At 60.1% G+C, this 18,328-nt stretch carries 11 protein-coding genes; 6 read left to right on the top strand and 5 right to left on the bottom strand.

The genetic code is table 11. From position 1 onward, the window contains the following. The 3 genes from SH809_11970 to SH809_11960 form a co-directional block, all read left to right on the top strand. On the top strand, positions 1 to 5,087 hold a 5,087-nt coding region (locus tag SH809_11970), incomplete at its 5' end, for a malectin domain-containing carbohydrate-binding protein (GenBank protein MDZ4700414.1). 266 nt (positions 5,088 to 5,353) lie between these two features. Then, positions 5,354 to 7,735, top strand: a complete 2,382-nt coding sequence (locus tag SH809_11965) for a DUF5060 domain-containing protein (GenBank protein ID MDZ4700413.1) — start codon at positions 5,354 to 5,356, stop codon at positions 7,733 to 7,735. A 101-nt stretch (positions 7,736 to 7,836) separates the two neighbouring features. Beyond that, positions 7,837 to 10,461 (top strand): dockerin type I domain-containing protein, encoded by a 2,625-nt coding sequence (locus SH809_11960; GenBank protein ID MDZ4700412.1) that lies wholly within the window; start codon positions 7,837 to 7,839, stop codon positions 10,459 to 10,461. A gap of 120 nt (positions 10,462 to 10,581) precedes the next feature. Here SH809_11960 and SH809_11955 read toward each other — a convergent pair whose 3' ends face one another. Then, a complete protein-coding gene (locus SH809_11955) occupies positions 10,582 to 12,318 on the bottom strand; it encodes a PIN domain-containing protein (GenBank protein ID MDZ4700411.1) in 1,737 nt (578 codons plus the stop codon). A gap of 245 nt (positions 12,319 to 12,563) precedes the next feature. Between SH809_11955 and SH809_11950 the strand changes: the two genes are divergently transcribed. From SH809_11950 to SH809_11940, 3 genes are all read left to right on the top strand, one after another. Continuing rightward, positions 12,564 to 13,358 (top strand): MOSC domain-containing protein, encoded by a 795-nt coding sequence (locus SH809_11950; GenBank protein MDZ4700410.1) that lies wholly within the window; start codon positions 12,564 to 12,566, stop codon positions 13,356 to 13,358. Between the two features lie 221 nt (positions 13,359 to 13,579). Continuing rightward, the gene (locus tag SH809_11945) at positions 13,580 to 14,080 is read left to right on the top strand and encodes an HNH endonuclease (protein ID MDZ4700409.1); all 501 of its coding nucleotides are present in this window, start codon (positions 13,580 to 13,582) and stop codon (positions 14,078 to 14,080) included. 76 nt (positions 14,081 to 14,156) lie between these two features. Further along, entirely contained in the window at positions 14,157 to 14,633 is a 477-nt protein-coding gene (locus SH809_11940; protein ID MDZ4700408.1) for a hypothetical protein, read from the top strand. A gap of 81 nt (positions 14,634 to 14,714) precedes the next feature. Here the strand turns inward: SH809_11940 and msrP are convergent, their stop codons facing one another. The 4 genes from msrP to SH809_11920 all read right to left on the bottom strand — a co-directional run bounded on the left by msrP (position 14,715) and on the right by SH809_11920 (position 17,670). Next, positions 14,715 to 15,734, bottom strand: a complete 1,020-nt coding sequence (gene msrP / locus SH809_11935) for a protein-methionine-sulfoxide reductase catalytic subunit MsrP (GenBank protein MDZ4700407.1) — start codon at positions 15,732 to 15,734, stop codon at positions 14,715 to 14,717. A 100-nt stretch (positions 15,735 to 15,834) separates the two neighbouring features. Beyond that, a complete protein-coding gene (locus SH809_11930) occupies positions 15,835 to 16,680 on the bottom strand; it encodes an SDR family oxidoreductase (protein ID MDZ4700406.1) in 846 nt (281 codons plus the stop codon). 65 nt (positions 16,681 to 16,745) lie between these two features. Next, positions 16,746 to 17,276 carry a ferritin-like domain-containing protein gene (locus SH809_11925; GenBank protein ID MDZ4700405.1) on the bottom strand — a complete coding sequence of 177 codons (531 nt, stop codon included), beginning with the start codon at positions 17,274 to 17,276 and terminating at the stop codon, positions 16,746 to 16,748. A 202-nt stretch (positions 17,277 to 17,478) separates the two neighbouring features. After that, positions 17,479 to 17,670 (bottom strand): DUF3008 family protein, encoded by a 192-nt coding sequence (locus SH809_11920; GenBank protein ID MDZ4700404.1) that lies wholly within the window; start codon positions 17,668 to 17,670, stop codon positions 17,479 to 17,481. Between the last annotated feature and the right edge of the window lie 658 nt (positions 17,671 to 18,328).

Below are 18,328 nucleotides of genomic sequence, written 5' to 3'. Positions count from 1 at the left end.
AGGGCGACACCGATCCGTTCCCCGGCACCATCTGGGCGGCCGACTTCGCCAGCTACGACATCTGGGTGTTTGAGCCGGGCGATTACGGCGGCGCCGCCGGCGGCGTCTGCACCGGCGTGTCCGACCCGCTCCTCGATGAGGACGGCGACGGCTTCGATAACGAAGACGAGACGCTGAATGCGTCCAACCCGTGTTCGGCCGCCAGCAAGCCGGCGGATAACGACGGCGACCTCACGTCCAACCTCCTGGATGCGGATGACGACAACGACGGCGTCAACGACCTCAACGACTCCTTCGCCACCGATGCCACGAACGGCACGGGTCTCACCCTGCCTGTAAATTACCCGCTCCTCAACGAAGACCCGGGCACCGGCTTCTACGGCGTAGGCTTCACGGGCCTCATGACCAACGGGGTCACGAATTATCTGGATCAGTACGAGGAGAATAACCTCGTGCCCGGCGGAACGGCCGGCCTCTTCACGGTCTCCGCCGTCTCCGAAGGAGATGCCACGGGTGCTACTAACACGCAGGAGAACGGCTTCCAGTTTGGCGTGAACGTGGCCGGCGTCTCCGGGCCTTACACGGTCAAGGTGCGCATTACCGGGCCGTTCTTCGACGGCGTCACGCCGCAGGACAATCAGGCGCTGGGTATGTACATCGGGCCGGGTAACATGGATAACTATGTCAAGGTGGCCCTCAACGCCCAGGCGGGCGCCGGCGGGCTCCAGGTGATCCACGAAGCCGGCGGGGTGGCCACCGTCACCAACTATATCGCCGCGACCGCGGCCGATGCTATCAACATCGACCTCCTGCTCACGGTCAATCCGGTCGCGGGCACCATCCAACCGAAGTACATCCAGGATAACCAGCCAGCCGTCTACCTCGGTCTCCCCCTCCAGGTGTCTGGCAGCCTCTTGCAGGCTATCCAGGGCACGTACCAGGTCGCTCCAGGCGTGCCCTCGGGCCTCGCCGTGGGTATCATCTCGACCTCGGCCGGCGCCGGCCCGGTCTTCGCCGCCACCTGGGATGCCATCGATGTCGCGCAGGACCCCAACCCGATCGCCGACCTCTGGCACACCTACCAGGCCCCGACCGATCCGCGCCAGCGCCATGAGAATACGTTCGTAAAGCACGATAACAATTTCTACCTGATCGGCGGTCGAGGCAGCCGCAGAACGGATCGGTTCGTCCCGGCCACTGGCGCCTGGACGCAGCTCTCGCTGCCTCCGATCCAGATGCACCACTTCCAGGCGGTCTCTCTGGGCAATGTCGTGTACGTTGCTGGCGCTTATGTGGGTGATTTCCCGAGCGAAACGCCCGTGCCGAACATCTACACCTACGCCCCGAATACAGACACCTGGACCGTCGGAGCGACCATCCCCGCCGCCCGCCTCCGCGGTAGCGCCGGAGCGGTGGCCTACAACGGGAAGCTCTACCTGGTGAGCGGCAGCCTCGGCGGACATGCCGGCTCGGCCGTGTACCTGCCCATGTTCGACCAGTACGATCCCGCGACGGGCGCCTGGACGATCATGCCGAACATGCCCCGCGGACGCGACCACTTCAACGCGGCCATCATCGGCGACAAGCTCTACGTCGCCGGCGGTCGCGCCGGCAGCGTCGGCAGCACGATCCCCGAAGTGGATGTATACGACTTTAACGCCGGCTCCTGGTCCACGCTACCGGTCCTCACCGGCAACATCCCGACCCCGCGCGGCGGCACCGCCGCGGCGGTCGTCGGCAACGACCTCTTCATCCTCGGCGGCGAAAGCGGCCTCCAGCAGCTGGCGCACAACGAGGTTGAAGTCCTGGATACCAGCACCAATAGCTGGCGGACGCTCGACGCCCTGAACACCGGACGCCACGGCACCGCGGCCGTGGTGGATGGCACGCGCGTCTATATCGCGGCCGGCTCGGGCGAAACGGGTGGCGGACCCGAAATGAGCACCATGGAGGTGTTCGACCGCACGGCGCTTTCCGATCCCGGTTCCGTCGTCCCGAGCACGCTCGCGGCCGACCCGACGACGCTGGCCTTCGGGCTGGTCCAGACGGGATTGGATGATGCCGAGATGATCGCCCTGTATAACACTGGCGGCAACCAGGACATCTCGATTTCGAGCCTCAGTCTCACCGGTAGCCCGGCCTTCAGCCTGAGCTATGCCTTCAGCCTGCCGGCGGTCATCCCTCCTGGAGACACGCTGTACGCCGATGTCACCTTCGCACCGACCACCCTCGGCGCGGTCAACGCCACGCTGACTGTAAACCACAACGGCTCGAACGGCTCGATCGCTATCCCCGTGAGCGGCGAAGGCGTCAATGGCGGTGGCGGGGTCGTCACGGGCGATCCGATCTTCCGCGTGAATGCCGGCGGCGGCAACCTCGTCGATGCGCTCAAGGATTGGGACCGCGATACGAAGAATATCCCGTCCCCCCACGTGAACGCCAGCGGTAACGACAATAGGACGGGTAAGATCACGACCTTCACCGGCGTCAACGGCACGGATGCCCCGAACGATGTTTTCCTCACCAACCGGTGGGATCCGACGGGCGGCGTCGAGATGATCTGGAATTTCGCCGCGCCCCAGGTAGGCCTCTACCAGGTCAATCTGTACTTCCTTGAATCGGACGCGAGCAACCATACCGTGGGGGGTCGCGTGTTCGATATCAAAATGGAAAATGCGATGGTGTTCGAAGACTTCGACATCTTCGCCGAAGCCGGCGCGAACACGACGATCAAGAAGTCGGCCGTGGTGAACGTGGCCGACGGATCGGTCACCATCGAGTTGGCGCACGTGATCGACAACCCGATTGTCCACGCTCTCGAGATCCGGCCCGTCCTCGGCGCCGACCTGTTCGCCTCGCCGGCGACCGTCGACTTCTTCTCCGTGCCCGTCGATGTGGCCTCGGCCCCGAAGCAGGTGTACTACTCAAATACGTCGACAGGTGCCCGCACGGTGACGGGCGTCTCGATTACGGGCGCTAACGCCGCCGAGTTCAGCCACGACTTCGTGGGCTCGGTCAACCTGGCCTCCGGCGCCATGGATTCGCTCGAGGTCGTCCTCACGCCAACGACGGAGGGTGTTCGAACGGCCTCGCTCGAAATCGCGCACACCGGCGCCGGCTCGCCGGCGGTCGTCACGCTCACCGGCGACGGGACCAATGTCCACCTCTCGTTTGTCGAGGTCACCATCGTTGGCAGCGGTACCGTCACGAAGACGCCAGATAAGCCGCTGTACTCGGACGGCGAGGTGGTTACGCTCACGGCCATCCCCGATCCAGGCTGGCAGTTCAGCGCCTGGTCGGGTGACATCGTCAGCCCGGACAACCCGTTCAACTACTCTGTTTTTACGGACGCCTCGATCACCGCCACGTTTATCGAATCCGCCACGACAATCGATCCGCTGTTCCGCGTCAACGCCGGCAACGGCAGCATCAGCGACACGCCGATCGTGTGGGAGCGGGATACGAAGAACAAGCCGGCGCCGTTCAGCAACGCGGCCACCGGGGGCGATAACTCGATCTCCAAAGCCGCCTTCGTTGGCTCCAACACCACAGACGCTCCGTCCGAAATCTTCAGCAGCAACCGATGGGATCCCGTTGGCGGGACGCTCATGGAGTGGAACTTTCCGGTCGGTCTGGCCGGCGACTATGAGGTCAACCTCTACTTCGCCGAAACCGGAACAGCCACGAACGACATCGGCGAGCGGCTATTCGATGTGGTCATCGAAAACAACCTCGTACTCAACGACTACGACGTCGTCGCGGACGCCGGCTACCAGACGGCGGTGAAGAAGAGCTTCATCGTGACGGTGTCCGATGGCAACATCGACATCAACTTCTTCCGCGTCGTCGACAATCCGTTCGTCAGCGGGATCGAAATCGTCCCGACGCCGGCCACGGTGCCGCTTAATGCCCGCTACAACGGCGTCGACAACACGTTCATCGTCCGCCGCTACCAGCAAGTGCTCGACGGATCGTGGTCGCTCGTCGGCCTGCCGCTCGTTTCGGAAGCCAACGCCGGTCAGACGTTCGCCACCGATGAGCTGCTCCAGTATGCCGATGGCAAGTATGCCCCCACGACCGCCATGATCGGCGGCCGCGGATACTGGGCCCGCGCCGAGGAAGAACAGCTGACGACGCTCCAGGGCGAACGCCTCGATACGATGACAGTGGCTCTCAAGGCCGGCTGGAATATGATCGCCGGCGCCTCGTGTGACCTCGACCTGAACCTCATGGCCGGCGCCGAGCACATCGTTCCGAACTCGCTCTACCGCTACGACACCGATTCCGGCTACCAGCCGGCCGATCGCTTGCAGCAGGGACGCGGGTACTGGGTGCGGGCGAAAGAAGCCGGCGCGTTGCGCTTCGACTGCAGCAATACGTCCTCCTTCCGCCTCCCCAACGACCCGACCGACCTCGGAAGCTTCGGCCGTGTGGCGATAAGCGATGACGAGGGCCGGCTCCAAACGCTCCACTTCGGTGGCGAGATCGAGGACGCCCTGCTGACACAGTACAGTATGCCGCCTCTGGCCCCAGACGTTGCGTTCGATATCCGGTACGCCGACCAGTCGAGGCTCTCGAAAACTACTGCCAACGTCGTCCAGCTCAAGCACGTGGCTTTCCCGCTCACCCTGCGGATGGAGGCCCTGCCCGAAGGTGGAAACGACAATGAGTACGTGGTCAGCCGGATGCGCAACGGCGCCGAGGTCGAGACCTTCCGGGTCCGTACGGGCGGCACGCTGGCTATCGAAGATGCCGAAACCGACGCCCTGATGATCCAGAGCCTCAGCGAGTGGCAGTCCGAACTGCCGGAAGCCTTTGGCCTTAAAGGAAACTATCCGAATCCGTTTAACCCGGTCACGCAGATCGTATTCGACCTGCCGGAAGCCGCCGATGTGAGCATTGAGGTGTTCGACCTCCTCGGCCGGCGCGTCCGCCAGATCAACGCGATCAAGCTGGCCGCCGGCCAGAGCCGGCAGATCGAGATGGATGGCCGCGGCCTTGCCTCCGGCGTCTACCTCTACCGCGTCGAAGCCGTCATGCCCGCGCAGACGGTGAGTGATACGGGCAAGATGATACTGCTGAAATAACGATTTTGATACATGGTTTGGGAGCGAGGCTTGGCCAGGTGGGCCGGCCCCGCTCCCTGGCCGTATTGTAGGGATCGCTTTATTACGATCGTCGGGCCCGTTACTCCCCGTGGCCCTGGCCGTCGCCTTCTGGCATCCTCTTTGTCGCCCCCCGAGCCATCGACTGTGCATGACTGGCCCGGACGCCCTCGCTATCGCCGTACCGGTTTCGTTCCTGCGCTCACCAGGCTTTTGGTGTTCTGCGTACCTAATCGGCTGCCGCGCGCGTGTTCTGTCATCTGTGTTTTAGAAGTGGTCTCCTCGCTGTGCTGGCCGTCGCCTGGGCACTGCCGCTGCGTGCGAACGTCGTATCCGGCGAGCTGCGCATCTGGCACCGGGTCACGGTTTCGTTTAGCGGGCCGCAGACGAGTGAAACGGCCGCGATCAACCCCTTTACGGACTACCGCCTCCAGGTCACCTTCACCCATACGGCGACGGGTGTAACCTATTCGGTCCCCGGGTTTTATGCGGGTGATGGCAACGCCGGCGAAACCAGTGCAACGAGTGGGAATCAATGGCGTGTGCACTTCACGCCAGACCACGAAGGCGCATGGATCTACACCGCATCGTTTCGGACAGGCGCTTATGTGTCGGTGGATCTCGCGACAGGCGCCGGCGCAGCCACCTCCTTTAACGGCGCAAGCGGCGCCTTTACCATCGGGGGGACGGACAAGCCCGACACGGATTTTCGCCGCAAAGGGATGCTGCGTTACGTGGGCGAGCACTATTTCCGATTCGCCGGCTCGGGCGAATACTTCATCAAGGTATCCCCCAATACCCCGGAGAACCTGCTCGCCTACGCCGATTTCGACGGCACCTACGACACCGATTGCGCCGGCGAAGGGATCGACAACTCACTTCACGCCTTCACGCCGCATGTCTCCGATTGGAAGACCGGCGACCCGTTCTGGAAAGGATCCAAGGGCAAAGGCTTGATTGGCGGGATCAACTATCTGAGTAGTGTGGGGGCAAACAACCTTTACCTTTTAACCTATAATCTGGATTCGGGCGATGGCTGTGACGTGTGGCCCTGGACGTCCCACACCGAACGAGAGCGGTTCGACGTCAGCAAGCTCGATCAGTGGGAAAAGGTCTTTGCCCACATGGATGCAGAAGGACTCCAGCTCCATGTAGTCCTCACCGAGCGCGAAAATGCCAAGGCGCTCGGCCCCATCGGGCAGGACAACAACAATCTCAACGACATCCGCAAGCTCTACTACCGCGAACTCGTCGCGCGCTTTGGCCACCATCTGGCCGTCCAGTGGAATATCGGCGAAGAGAACACCAATGGCGATAACCAGAAGATCGCCTTTGCGGACTACATCCGAGCGGTTGATCCCTACGACCACCCGATCACCGTACACACGTCCGACAGCAAGTCCTTCACCTTTTACGACGCCATGCTCGGCCTTCCGAGTTTCGAGGCGACCTCGCTCCAGGCCGGCCACCTGGACTACAACGAACTGGCCCAGTATTACCGCGAGCGGAGCCGGGTTGCCGGCCGGCCCTGGGCCGTCTATGGCGATGAGCAGTCTCCCAACGCCGGCAACACCCGCGCGGACGAACTGCGCAAAGGGGGACTCTGGGGGATGTTGATGGGCGGCGGCGCCGGACTCGAGTGGTTCACTACGGATGACCTGTCCCTTGAAGACTGGCGCTCGTACGACATCCTCCTCGAACAGATGGGATACGCTCGGGCTTTCTTCGATACCCACCTCCCCTTCGAAGACATGGAGGCCGCGAACACCCTGACCCCGGCCGCTGATGATTACGTTTTTGCGCTTGGTGGGCACGTTTACGCCATCTATCTGCCTTCGGGTGGAACGACCACGCTCAACCTGGCCGGCGCCACAGGGACGTTCAACGTCTCCTGGTACAACCCGCGGACGGGTGGACCGCTCGTTTCCGGGTCGACCGCACAGGTGACCGGCGGCGCTACCTTGTCCCTGGGCGCACCCCCGTCGCCCTCTACCCTGGACTGGGTGGCGCTGGTGGCCTCGGCCGGCGGCGGGGTGGGGCAGACGCCGGTCGTTTCGGTCGGCGTGGTCGACGGCGAGGCCCACGAACCGGGGGGGAATGCGCTTGTCGGGCGCTTTTCCTTCGATCGAACGGGCGATCTGAGCTCGCCACTGACCCTGTTGTATACGCTTTCAGGTACGGCGTCTCTGGGCGTCGATTACGAGCCGCTGCCGGCGACCATCGTCATCGAAGCCGGCAAGGCCTCGAAAAAGGTCGATATCCAGGTCATCGACGACTCGGTGGTCGAGCCCACCGAAACGATTGTGCTCACTCTTTCGGTGTCTCCTAACCATTCGATAGCACTCGGAGAGGGCGCCGCGACGATCCTTCTGTTCGATAATGATGATGGGCCCCCCACATTACTCGGCGATCCGTCACAAAATGGCGCGGTTTCTGCTCTCGACGCCTCGATGATTTTACAGCACGCAGCCGGTTCGATCGCTCTGGCCGGCGCGGCGTTCATCGCCGGAGACGTCTCCGGCAATGGTGAAATCAGCGCCTTTGACGCCTCCCTCATTTTACAGTATCTGGTGGGTATCCTCTCCTGTTTTCCCGCCGATGCTCCCTGTATATCACCTACAGGCAATTAAGCCGATCGAAGCCCCCTCGATTGTCCCACTTGAGATAACCGATGCATACCTACGGCCTCTCTTTCGTAACTCCAATTGCCCTCGCTCGACTCGGTCTTTTCATGCTCCTTGCACTGGCTACGTTAGACAGCCGTGCCCAGAGTAGCCCTGTCGTTCAAACCCTTATTGCTCCGGTTACGCTGCCGATCGAAGTGCATGGCGCCGCCGGCCACATCGAAACCGTCACCGTAACCGTCAACGACGCCTCCAGCATCAACCGCCTCTGGATCCAGGCACATAACCTCTCTTACGACAACAAAGGCAGCGTCAAGGTCAATGACGCCGCCTGGCTCGATCTCCGCGACAGCAACGTAACCATGGCCGAACCCGAAGCGACACTCGACGGTATCGGCGGCGCCTACAGCACCATCCGGTTCTCCATTTCGCTGGCCTCAGGCCTGGTTAAAGCGGGCACCAACACCATCCAGTTTCGCTTCAACGGCACCGATGGCGTCTCGTCCGGCTGGCGGGTGCTGAAATTCAACTTGCTGCGCAGTAGCGGCGCCGAGGTGTTGTCCGCCGTCGACTTCTTGGAAGACGATCCTTCGAAGTGGGCGCCTATTCTCACCAGTGCCGCCGACCTGGCCGCCGGCGCCGATCTCTGGAAGAACGCGGCGCTCGTCGAGCCTCTAACCGGTTCGATCAAGGCGCGGTGCGCAGACTGCCATGCGGCGGATGGGCGGGACCTCAAGTATTTTAACTACTCGAATAAGTCGATCGTTGTCCGCGCGGAACACCACGGCCTGACCAAGAAGCAGGGCGAGCAAATCGCAAGCTGGATCCGGTCGCTCCCGTATCCGGCCCACGGCCGTCCCTGGAACCCGCCGTATCAACCAGGCCCCGGCACCGATAACAAGCCGGTTACCCAGTGGGCCGCCGGCGCCGGGCTGGAGTGGGTACTCGATGATGAACGCGACGCCATTCCCTACCTCTTTCCCGATGGCATCACCAACGCGCGGACCTCGTCAAAAACCACACTGAATCTGCGCGAGATTCCCCTTTCGATCCAGATGCCCGACTGGAACCGCTGGCTCCCGATCGTCCACCCGAAGGACCACTGGAGCACCTTCACCTCGAGCGAAGCTTCGCAGGAATACGAAAGCGGTCTCGATGACGCCCTCGCCGGCGGTGTCGAAAGCGCCATCTCCAGTGGGAAGATCATCGGTTACTTCGAGTCTTGGGACAACGCCGTATCGGATTTTCGCCGGAACGAACCCTGGCCGTCGGGTGCGACAGCCACCAAGCAGGTGCGCGCCCACCTCTCGCTCCATCTCTGGCAGATCGTGAAGGTGTGGGAGATCATGCAGCAATACGACCTGGAGGACCGGGCGCCGGATATGTATGACGCCGGCGAGAAATATACCTGGTTCTCCCGAGCCCGCAACATCTTCAACGTCGCCCCGCACATCAGCCGCGAAGCGCAGGATCCGAATGTGTTTACCTACGGCAGCGAGAAGCTCGACAAGGTCTTTTCGCACATCTGGTATCACGCGCAGATGGTTATCAACGCCGGCAACCGGGACCCGCTGGAGCACAGCCCTGTCGACTGGAAGTACCAGTTCGGGCATATCAGCGACTTCTCGAACTACACGGGCCTCACCTCCGGCACCCGCATGGCCGCCACCTACATCAAGATGCTGCAGATGACCGACAACGAGGACGGCATCGGCGGTCAGGGGTGGTACATGCGCCACGTACATCCCTACTGGTTTGTCGATGGGTTGGCGGCAGAGATGGGGGTGAATACGGCCTGGAGCACCTTCACTACCGAAGAACTACGCCAGGTATCCGAAAAACTGCTGCGTTCGTTTACCGTCAAGAACCTCGAGTTCCCGCTCAGCGCCTGGGGACGGGGAGAAGACAACGACCAACTCGAGCCAGCGAATTATAAGCCCGAAGGGTGGAACGGCAACGGCAGCATGATGAAGGATCGGTTCAACTACGCCGACAACTTCTACCGAATCGTGCCCTTTATGTATGATATGGGCGTTGCTCCTTCTCTCATCGACTCGCTCGCCCAATGGGGAAAGGACGCCTGGCCACTCGGGGATTGGGATTCGCTCTACGAATATGATCCTGACGACGACCACCAGGGCACGCCGATGATCTCGCTCACCCTCGACGCCAATAATCCGACCGCCCGCGAACCCGGCGGTGCGGGCAATAAAGCGAAGGTGTTTGTAAAACGCGCCGGCGACCTCGCTAGCCGACTGGCCATTACCCTCACGATTACCGGGACTGCCATTCATGGCACCGACTACAAAGTCATCGCCACGCCCGTCATCCTCGAGAGCGGCGTATCGCAGATCTCGTTGACGATCGACCCGATCGATGATGCCACGAACGAGGGCGGAGAGACGGCCATCCTGACGTTGGGCGCCGGCTCGGGGTACGAGGTCGATGCCGTGGCGAACAAGATCACGTTGACGATTGCGGACGACGACGCCACGGTCGCCTATTCGAAGGGAGACGCAACCGGGGACGGTTCGATCTCGGCCCTCGACGCCGCGCTGATTCTCCAGCACGTAGCGTCGATCAGTACCTTGAGCGGCGTGGGGCTTACGGCGGCGGATGCCTCGGGTGATGCGAGTGTTACGGCGTACGATGCATCGCTCGTCCTACAGTATGTAACGGGCCTGCTTTCCTGCTTCCCGGCCGAATCGAATTGCTCGGTCTCGAAGAAATAAGCCAATTCGGAGTAATTCGGCCTCAAATGCCCGCTATCGGTGAACGGGTTAAGCTTCGAGGTACTGGGTTTAGTAGGGTTCATTAAACCTTAGACCTCGAACCTTAACCCCTTTGCCGCCTTATTGGATGACCTTGCGAACGAGTAATTCGAGCTGACCGCGTTCTTCCTGGGTGCTGCTGGCTACCGTAATGCGATAGGGGATGCGGATCGACGTGGCTTTATCGAACGAATTGAAGACCAGATACAGCGGATTGAAGGATACCGCATGGCTCCGCTCGAGCTCGCGGATCGAGTAGATCACGTCCCACCCTTTGTTCCAGCGGATTTCGAGGGGCGACAGGCTACGGCTACGCAGGAGAAGGTTGGAGGGCTGGCGGAGTTCGGACGGCACGGGGACGATCGGCAAACGAATCGCATCGAACAACGCATCCAGGTTCGGGCGCGCGGGCGGTTCGGGCGGGATGGGTTGATCCGGCAGATGATCGTCCGAGAAGATGCGGACGTTGCTGGCGAATCGGACCGTGATATACAGACTCTTGAGCACGACCGGTGCGTCGTTGATCAGGCTCAGTGCGAGTACCGTGCGCCGGCGGTTCATGTTGGCGAATTCCGAGACGTCGTGCAGGTACTTTTCGGTGGCCGCGTAATACGCGTCCAGCGCCGCGTTGTACCGCTTGATGCGCTGATTCTTGCGCTCATAGATGGGCAGACGACGCGGATCCACGGTTTCCTCGCCGGGGGCGGGTTTGAGATAAGCCAGTTTTGGATGGTCCCGCCGGATACGCGTCAGCTCCTGTGTCAGTTCGTCGATCGATGGGAAAATGGGCGATCGAATGAGCGCGGTTGACCGGTAGGCGCCGTCGTTGTAGGCCAGGCGCAATTCAGGCACGGTGCGCGTCAGCGTGGGCCCATGTGGGGGTGTCGCCGTGAACGACTCGCCGGCGGCAGTGTCGGCCTGGGCGTGAAGCGCGGATTCGTTTGTAGCGCCCTGGACCGTTTCGGCCGAGTCGGCACTGTACATCTCGACGTAGCCAGGCCGCGAGGGCGCTTCCCAAACCGACTCAGGATCGACAGGTGGCGCAGGAGGTGGCGCAGGAGGCGCCGCCCGCCGGACAGGTTCGGAATTGGACGGCAGATGGACGAACGCCTCGGGCAGCGTCGTCGTCGCCACGCTAAGCGTGGGCGACGGGCGCCGTGCCACTGGAATCGGAGGGAGGCTGGGTAATTTAGGTTCGGGCAGCTTTTTATAGAGCGGACTCCGCTCCATGAGCCCATCCAGCGGGACGATTCGGTCAGGCGCCGACGCCTCGTGACCGTCGGTGCTTTGCCGGGGCGCCATGCCATCCCCTCCAGTTGGTGCGGAGGCAGACGAAACGGAAGCCGGCTCGTGAGCCGGCAGGTCCATGGCGGTCGAGAGCCGCTCTACGTCGATCCCGGCACGCTCGGCCTTCAATACTGTCTCCGGATCGTCCGTCAACAGGACAACATATTCGAGGGCGTGCGTCTGCTGGAAATCGATAATAGTCGCAACCAGCTGATCCCTCGGATTGGATGGATCGAGTCGCTCGGCTTCGAAATCGATCGAGGGATCCTGCACGGTCTTGAAGACGACCGGATCGGCCGCGTGCGTTTCCAGGCGGAGTAAGCGGACGACCTGATCGAAACAGGCGACGGCGCGTTCGGCCTGAGGCGGGCGGCCGGCCTGGTTTTTTAGCCGGCTCAGCTCACGTAACACCACAGGCGCCACGAGTATCGTCACCCGATCGACGCCATACAACTGTTCCCAGTCGAGGGTGTCGAGCCCCTGATGAGACAGCAGCAAAGCCGTATCGGGAAATACGTTGGCCGTGGTCATGTGAATAGCGTCGGTCCAGAAGAGACGCGGAGGACAAAAGTGGCCGCGTACACGCTACGGAGGCAGGGCAAAAATCGAACCCGGCCGCAGTGTTATGGCCGCAGTATCATGGCGGCTACCAGCGAGCACTTCTGAAAAGCACCCGGGAAAGGAAGTTTGCGACAGAGAGCATTTCAGAGCGTTGTTTTGCGAACGAACCTCGGCTTCAGTCAGTTCCACGCACAATCGCAACAAATCGAATCCTGATGTCTCTTTACGTCACCGCACTGTATCGGTATCCCATCAAGTCCGCCGGCGCCACGGCGCTGGTCGAGGTGGACGTCATGCCGCGAGGTTTCGAGCACGACCGCCGCTGGATGATCGTCGACGCCGGCGGGCAGTTTATTACCCAGCGCTCGCATCCCCGCCTTGCGATGGTGTCCGTGGATGTCCTGTCCTCCGGGCTCCAGCTGGGGATCGAAGGGGAGAAACCGTGTAGGGTCGAACAGCCTGAAGCCGACTCCAGGCGGCGAGTTACCGTATGGCGCGATGCGGTAGAAGCCGTCGATGCCGGCGAGGCGCCGGCCGGCTGGCTCTCCCGAATACTGGAGATTCCCTGCCGACTGGTCTTTATGCCCGAGTCCGCCCTCCGGCCCGTCGATCCCGTGTATGGCGCCCCGCAGGATGTCGTCAGCTTCGCCGATGCATACCCCGTACTGCTGACGACCGAAGCGTCGCTGCGGGATCTGAACGGTCGTCTCGAACAACCGGTTTCGATGGCCCGGTTTCGGCCGAATATCGTGCTGAATGGCGAGGTCCCCTTCGAAGAGGATACCTGGCGCGTGGTGCGGATCGGGGAGGTGTCGTTTCGCCTGGTGAAACCCTGCGCCCGGTGTGTTATAATTACGCTGGACCCCGATGCCGGGGTGTTTCAAAAAGAGCCCCTTCGCACGCTGGCCACCTACCGCCTACGCGACGGCAAGGTGCGTTTCGGGCAGAATGGCATTCCGGACACCCTCGGCCGTGTCCGCATCGGCGACCCGGTTCAGGTGCTCGGTTGAGGGCAGGATCCCTTTTTTTGAGCCGACGTAATGAAGGGGTAATGAATCTTGCCGGCCGGCGTTGTATTTTCTGGCCGACCAGGTTTTTAGCGATATCCCGCACGCAAACCGGAGGAAGCCACTTTCAAGTACGCCACGTCTGCACTTGCGTTTTACGCGTGTCCATCGAATGGTGATCGGCTGAAGTCTGCCACCCCCATCCTACATCCGGGGGGGGAGTCATGAGCGGTCACGTGCTCGTCCTGAATCAGGATTACCGCGCGCTCACCATTTGCAGTGTCCAGCGCGCCGTAGTGCTCGTCCATCTCCAGAAGGCCGAGATGGTGGAGAGTGCGCCCGACTATTTCCTCAGAACGGCTTCGCTGCGTTTCCCCTGGCCGAGCATCGTCCGGCTCAAGTACTTCGTCCGTGTTCCCTATAAGCGCATCATGCTCTCGCGCAAAAACGTGCTGCGGCGAGACGGCTTTCGGTGCCAGTACTGTGGCAGTCGGGATAGCCTCACGGTGGATCACGTGCTCCCGAAATCCCGCGGAGGGGGGGATAGCTGGGAAAATCTGGTAGCGGCCTGTACCCCCTGTAACAACCGAAAAGGCAGCCGCACGCCCGAAGAGGCCCGAATGGAGCTGCGCCGGCAGCCGTTCCGCCCCAGCCAGGTCATGTTCATCCGTGATTTTATCGGTAATGTGGACGATACCTGGAAGCCGTATCTGTTTCTGGCGTAAACGCGTTTAACGTTTAAACGATATTCATCCCCGGCATCCATCCCCGGCATCCATCCCCGGCATCCAGTCATCCCGCATGCAACGCTCCATCGCACGTCTCCTCTGGCTGGTCCCAATCAGCTTACTTCTGCTCGGCATCAACCAGTGGAAAGTGTCCGGGGATCTCCGCGAAACGCTCGAGCAGGGCGAGGCGGCGGAGGCGGAGGTGCTGGAGTTTGTGAAAAACGAGCGGCCGGACATCCCCTTTGGGTATGTAAGCCTGAAAGCGCACCTGGCGGATGGCACCGAGATCGTGCAGGAGAAAATGGCGCTGCCCTATACGCTGCTACCCCGCGTCGAACACGCGCAGACGCTGGAGGTGCGGGTCATCCGGGGCGCCGCGCAGCCCATTGTCATCAGCCTCATCGCCCAGACGCAGTGGAAAATCGCGGCCGTGCAGGCGGCCGTGTGTTTCGGGGTCATGCTGATGGCCGCCGTCGGGCTCTTCTTCTGGAACCGGATGCTGGCCGGCGCCGGGGATCCGGCCGAGCGCATGCCGGCGGGGGTTCGGTAGGGCCGGGAGGTATTGCGGGGGGGAGCCGCAAGGTAGTGCGTCGGGGGTGGAGCCGCAAGGTATTGCGGCTCTACGGTACCGTTATCGACGGGGCTCTTCGGGGTACAAATCGCCTACCCACTCCGCGTATCCGTTAAATAATTGCGTGGGCACGCGACGATCGTTTTCTCCGATCAACCGCTCCGATGCCTGGCTCCAACGCGGATGCGGAACGCTCGGGTTGACGTTGGATAGGAAGCTGTATTCGGCGGGCTGGAGGTCGTTCCAGAAGGTCTTGGGTTGCCTATCGACGAACTCGATCTTGACGACGGCTTTCGGGCCTTTATAGCCATATTTCCAGGGCATAACCCAGCGCCACGGGGAGCCGTTTTGTTTGGGGAGCGGCTCGCCATACATCCCCGTCGCCACAAACGCGAGGTCGTTCATCGCCTCATCCATCCGCAACCCCTCATAATACGGCCAGGTGTACCACGGTGTCGCTGGAATCCCCGGCATTTCCTTCGCCCGCGCGATGCTCATGAAGCGCACATGAGTGGCCTTTGAGGTCGGCTTGCACCGCTCGATGAGCTTCTTGAGCGGGAATCCCGTCCACGGCACCGTCATCGCCCAGGCCTCGACGCAGCGAAAGCGGTAGATACGCTCCTCAATGGGCATTTCTCCGATCAGTTCGGCGAGGTCGATCTTGAATTTCTTCTCGACCAGCCCGGTCACTTCCAGTTCGGTAGGGAAGGGGTTGTAGTCTCCCGTCAACTCCCACAGATCCTTCAGATCTCCTCCGTTTTTGAACTCGTAGTAGTTATTGTACGAGGAGGCCACGATCCGATCGGTGACGGGGCGCTCGCTTACGGCGAAGGCCGTGTTTTGCGCCGCCGGGTACCCGGTCCGTGGCGCATTGGCCGGAATCGTGTCGAGCGGCCCTGCCACGCCGGCGCCGGCCGAGGCGGACCCATCCGCGCACGCCGTGAACCCGCCCGTGGCCATCAGAGCGATGGAGCCCATGCCGAGCTGCCGGAGAAAGTGCCGGCGGTTGGCGTATACGTCTTTCGGGGTGATGAGGCGTTCGGGGAGTTGCCAGCCGGGTTTAACGATCAGATTGGCCATGATGCGCGTGGTCGTGCAGGAGTGAGTGATTGGATTGGGGGAATGTACGCCTCAATCGAAGTCCGGATCTCACAAAAGCATAACATCGGCTATTCCTCGTTCATCCTCCAACGATTTCACCTCCATTTGGATGGATGGTTTGGCCTGTTATGTATGAAGCATCATTCGATGCCAGGAATACGTAACAGGGTGCAACTTCCTCAGGCTGACCTACCCTTCCAAGGGGGGTATCTTCACCAAACCCTGCTACATCTTCCTCAGGAAAACTGGCCGGAATAAGTGGGGTCCAGATCGGGCCAGGCGCAACCGCGTTCACTCGGATACCACGGCCGGCCAGATTCTGGGATAACGCGCGGGTGAAAGCCAGTACGGCGCCTTTTGTTGAAGAATAATCAATTAGAACATCTTTTCCACGAAAGGCCGTAATTGAAGTTGTGTTGATAATCGACCCGTTTTCTCTCAGGTGAGGCATTACTGCCTGCGTCATGAAAAAGTAAGAATAGATATTGGTTCTGAAGGTCTTCTCCAGCTGATCCTCGGTGATATCTTCCAGATTCTCTTGTACATATTGAACAGCTGCATTATTGATGAGTACATCGATCTGGCCAAATTCCTCCACGAATTTTTGTACCGCATTCTGACAAAAGGCCTTATTGCCTATATCTCCCGAAATGGCGATACACTTCTGTCCCTCCGACTTAACATACTGCTGTGTTTGCCTGGCATCCTCATGTTCATCGAGATAAATAAAGCCAACGTCCGCACCTTCTCGAGCAAACAGAATTGAAACAGCTCGTCCAATACCACTATCTCCCCCGGAAATTAGCACAACTTTGTCTTTCAGTTTATCGCTGCCTTTATAGGCAGGATTAAAATACCGAGGCTCAGGCATCATTTTGTGCTCGATGCCCGGCTGTTTATTTTGATGCTGAGGAGGAATGGACATAGTATTTGCATTATAAAAAAAAGAGGAGGTTGTCTGCAGATTGTTGCTGCAGACAACCTTGGAATTCAACTCATGCGAGTGGCCCGTTGCGGAATGGACGCCTCTTTATTCAAGCCACTCGAAAATAGACCGCCTGTGGCGATCTTGTTGAGTGTTTTGTTGGCATTCCCTTCCTCATCAAGTGTCTCTTTGAGAAGGTCTTCGATTTCCTCATAGTCGAGTAGGTCGGCATAGGCCACCGCCGTGCCATACCCCGCCATTTCATAGTGCTCGACGCGCTGGGCTGCTGCGATCAGAGCTGCGTCTTTAACGCTGATATCAGCCGGTTCCGCAATCAGATCTTGCGCTTCCTTAATGAGACCCTCCATCGCCAGGCAGCGCTTGCTGTCCGCAGGCTGTTTTAGGATGGAGAATACTTGAGTCAGTCTCTTTTTCTGATTCTGTGTTTCATGCAGATGGTTTCGAAACGCTTCCTTCAGGTCTTCGTGACTTGCGGCTTCCACCATCTTGGGTAGTGCATCTAACAGCTGCGTCTCTGCGCTGTAAAGGTCACGCAGTTCGTGAATCAACAGGTCCTTGAGTGTATTGAGTGCCATGGTGTTGTCTGGTTATGTTATGGTGAACGGCTACGCGTGATTGGGTTATAATCAGGAGGATAATTCCACCTGAAAATGGGATTACTTTGGAATTGTTGAGTTTTCGCAAAGTGCTCCTACGTAAATGGGCAGGTACGTCGTTTGATCACAAGCTTAACTTGGATTCGCGCAAGTGAAGCAAAATGTCCGAGTGTTGGTTGTATCAGTCGTTGTTGTCTTTTTTTTCCGGCAAATCGTCATGATCCGTGCTGGCCAGTTCTAGCAGTTCCTCCTCGGTCATAGACTCGTACATCTCTCGGGAGGCGTCTTCTAGATCGGTGACGTCTATTTCGCCACGTTTAGCGGCCAGCGCTGCGCCGGCCGCTCGTTGCTGGGCTTTTGATTTAGCGGGCATACTAGATGTCAGGTCAGGTTTATCTTGTCCTTCCACTCTTTAAATACCAAATGAGCCCTGGCGCCGCTGTAGGATGTATTGACCTGTTCTTGTAGGACGGGAGCGTGTGTTGCTGATTAGGTCGACGACGTGAATTTGCCGGATGCCGTGGTCGCATTATGGCGCCGGAGTTCCGAGCGATTGCGCGATAGTGCGTGCGATATGAGTTCCCTTACTCGGAACACTGAACACGAAATTCCGAACGATTACTCCCATCATTCAACGTTTGAGACAACAAATAAAGACCCTGAAGCGCCCCGAGTGAATCGGAGACCGGGTGTTTGAGAATCAAAAAAATGGACTCGTCACCGGTAAGTACATGTTGTTGGCTATTCTGTCGTTTCCTGTGCGGTGTGACAGAAATCGTGATCATCTGGCTTCAGAAACGTTCTCGGCACGTTCAAGGCCGACAGCGGGTGAGCCGGCTGATTCGTTCATCAAATAGGTGATCGCCCCATTGTGGAATGGTTACAACTCCACCCCTCACGCCTGGGCCGTTGTATCCTATTTGGGCATGGTCCGCACATCTGGTACTTGTCGTTAAAATGACAAAGCCGTGGCCCGACGTGGCGTACGTCGAGCTCCCGGCAATAGCAACGTCAAAAGTAACCTTGAAGCA

The organism is Rhodothermales bacterium, assembly GCA_034439735.1.
In the GTDB taxonomy this organism is placed as follows: Bacteria; Bacteroidota; Rhodothermia; order Rhodothermales; family JAHQVL01; genus JAWKNW01.
This window is presented reverse-complemented; position numbering and strand designations above follow the sequence as displayed.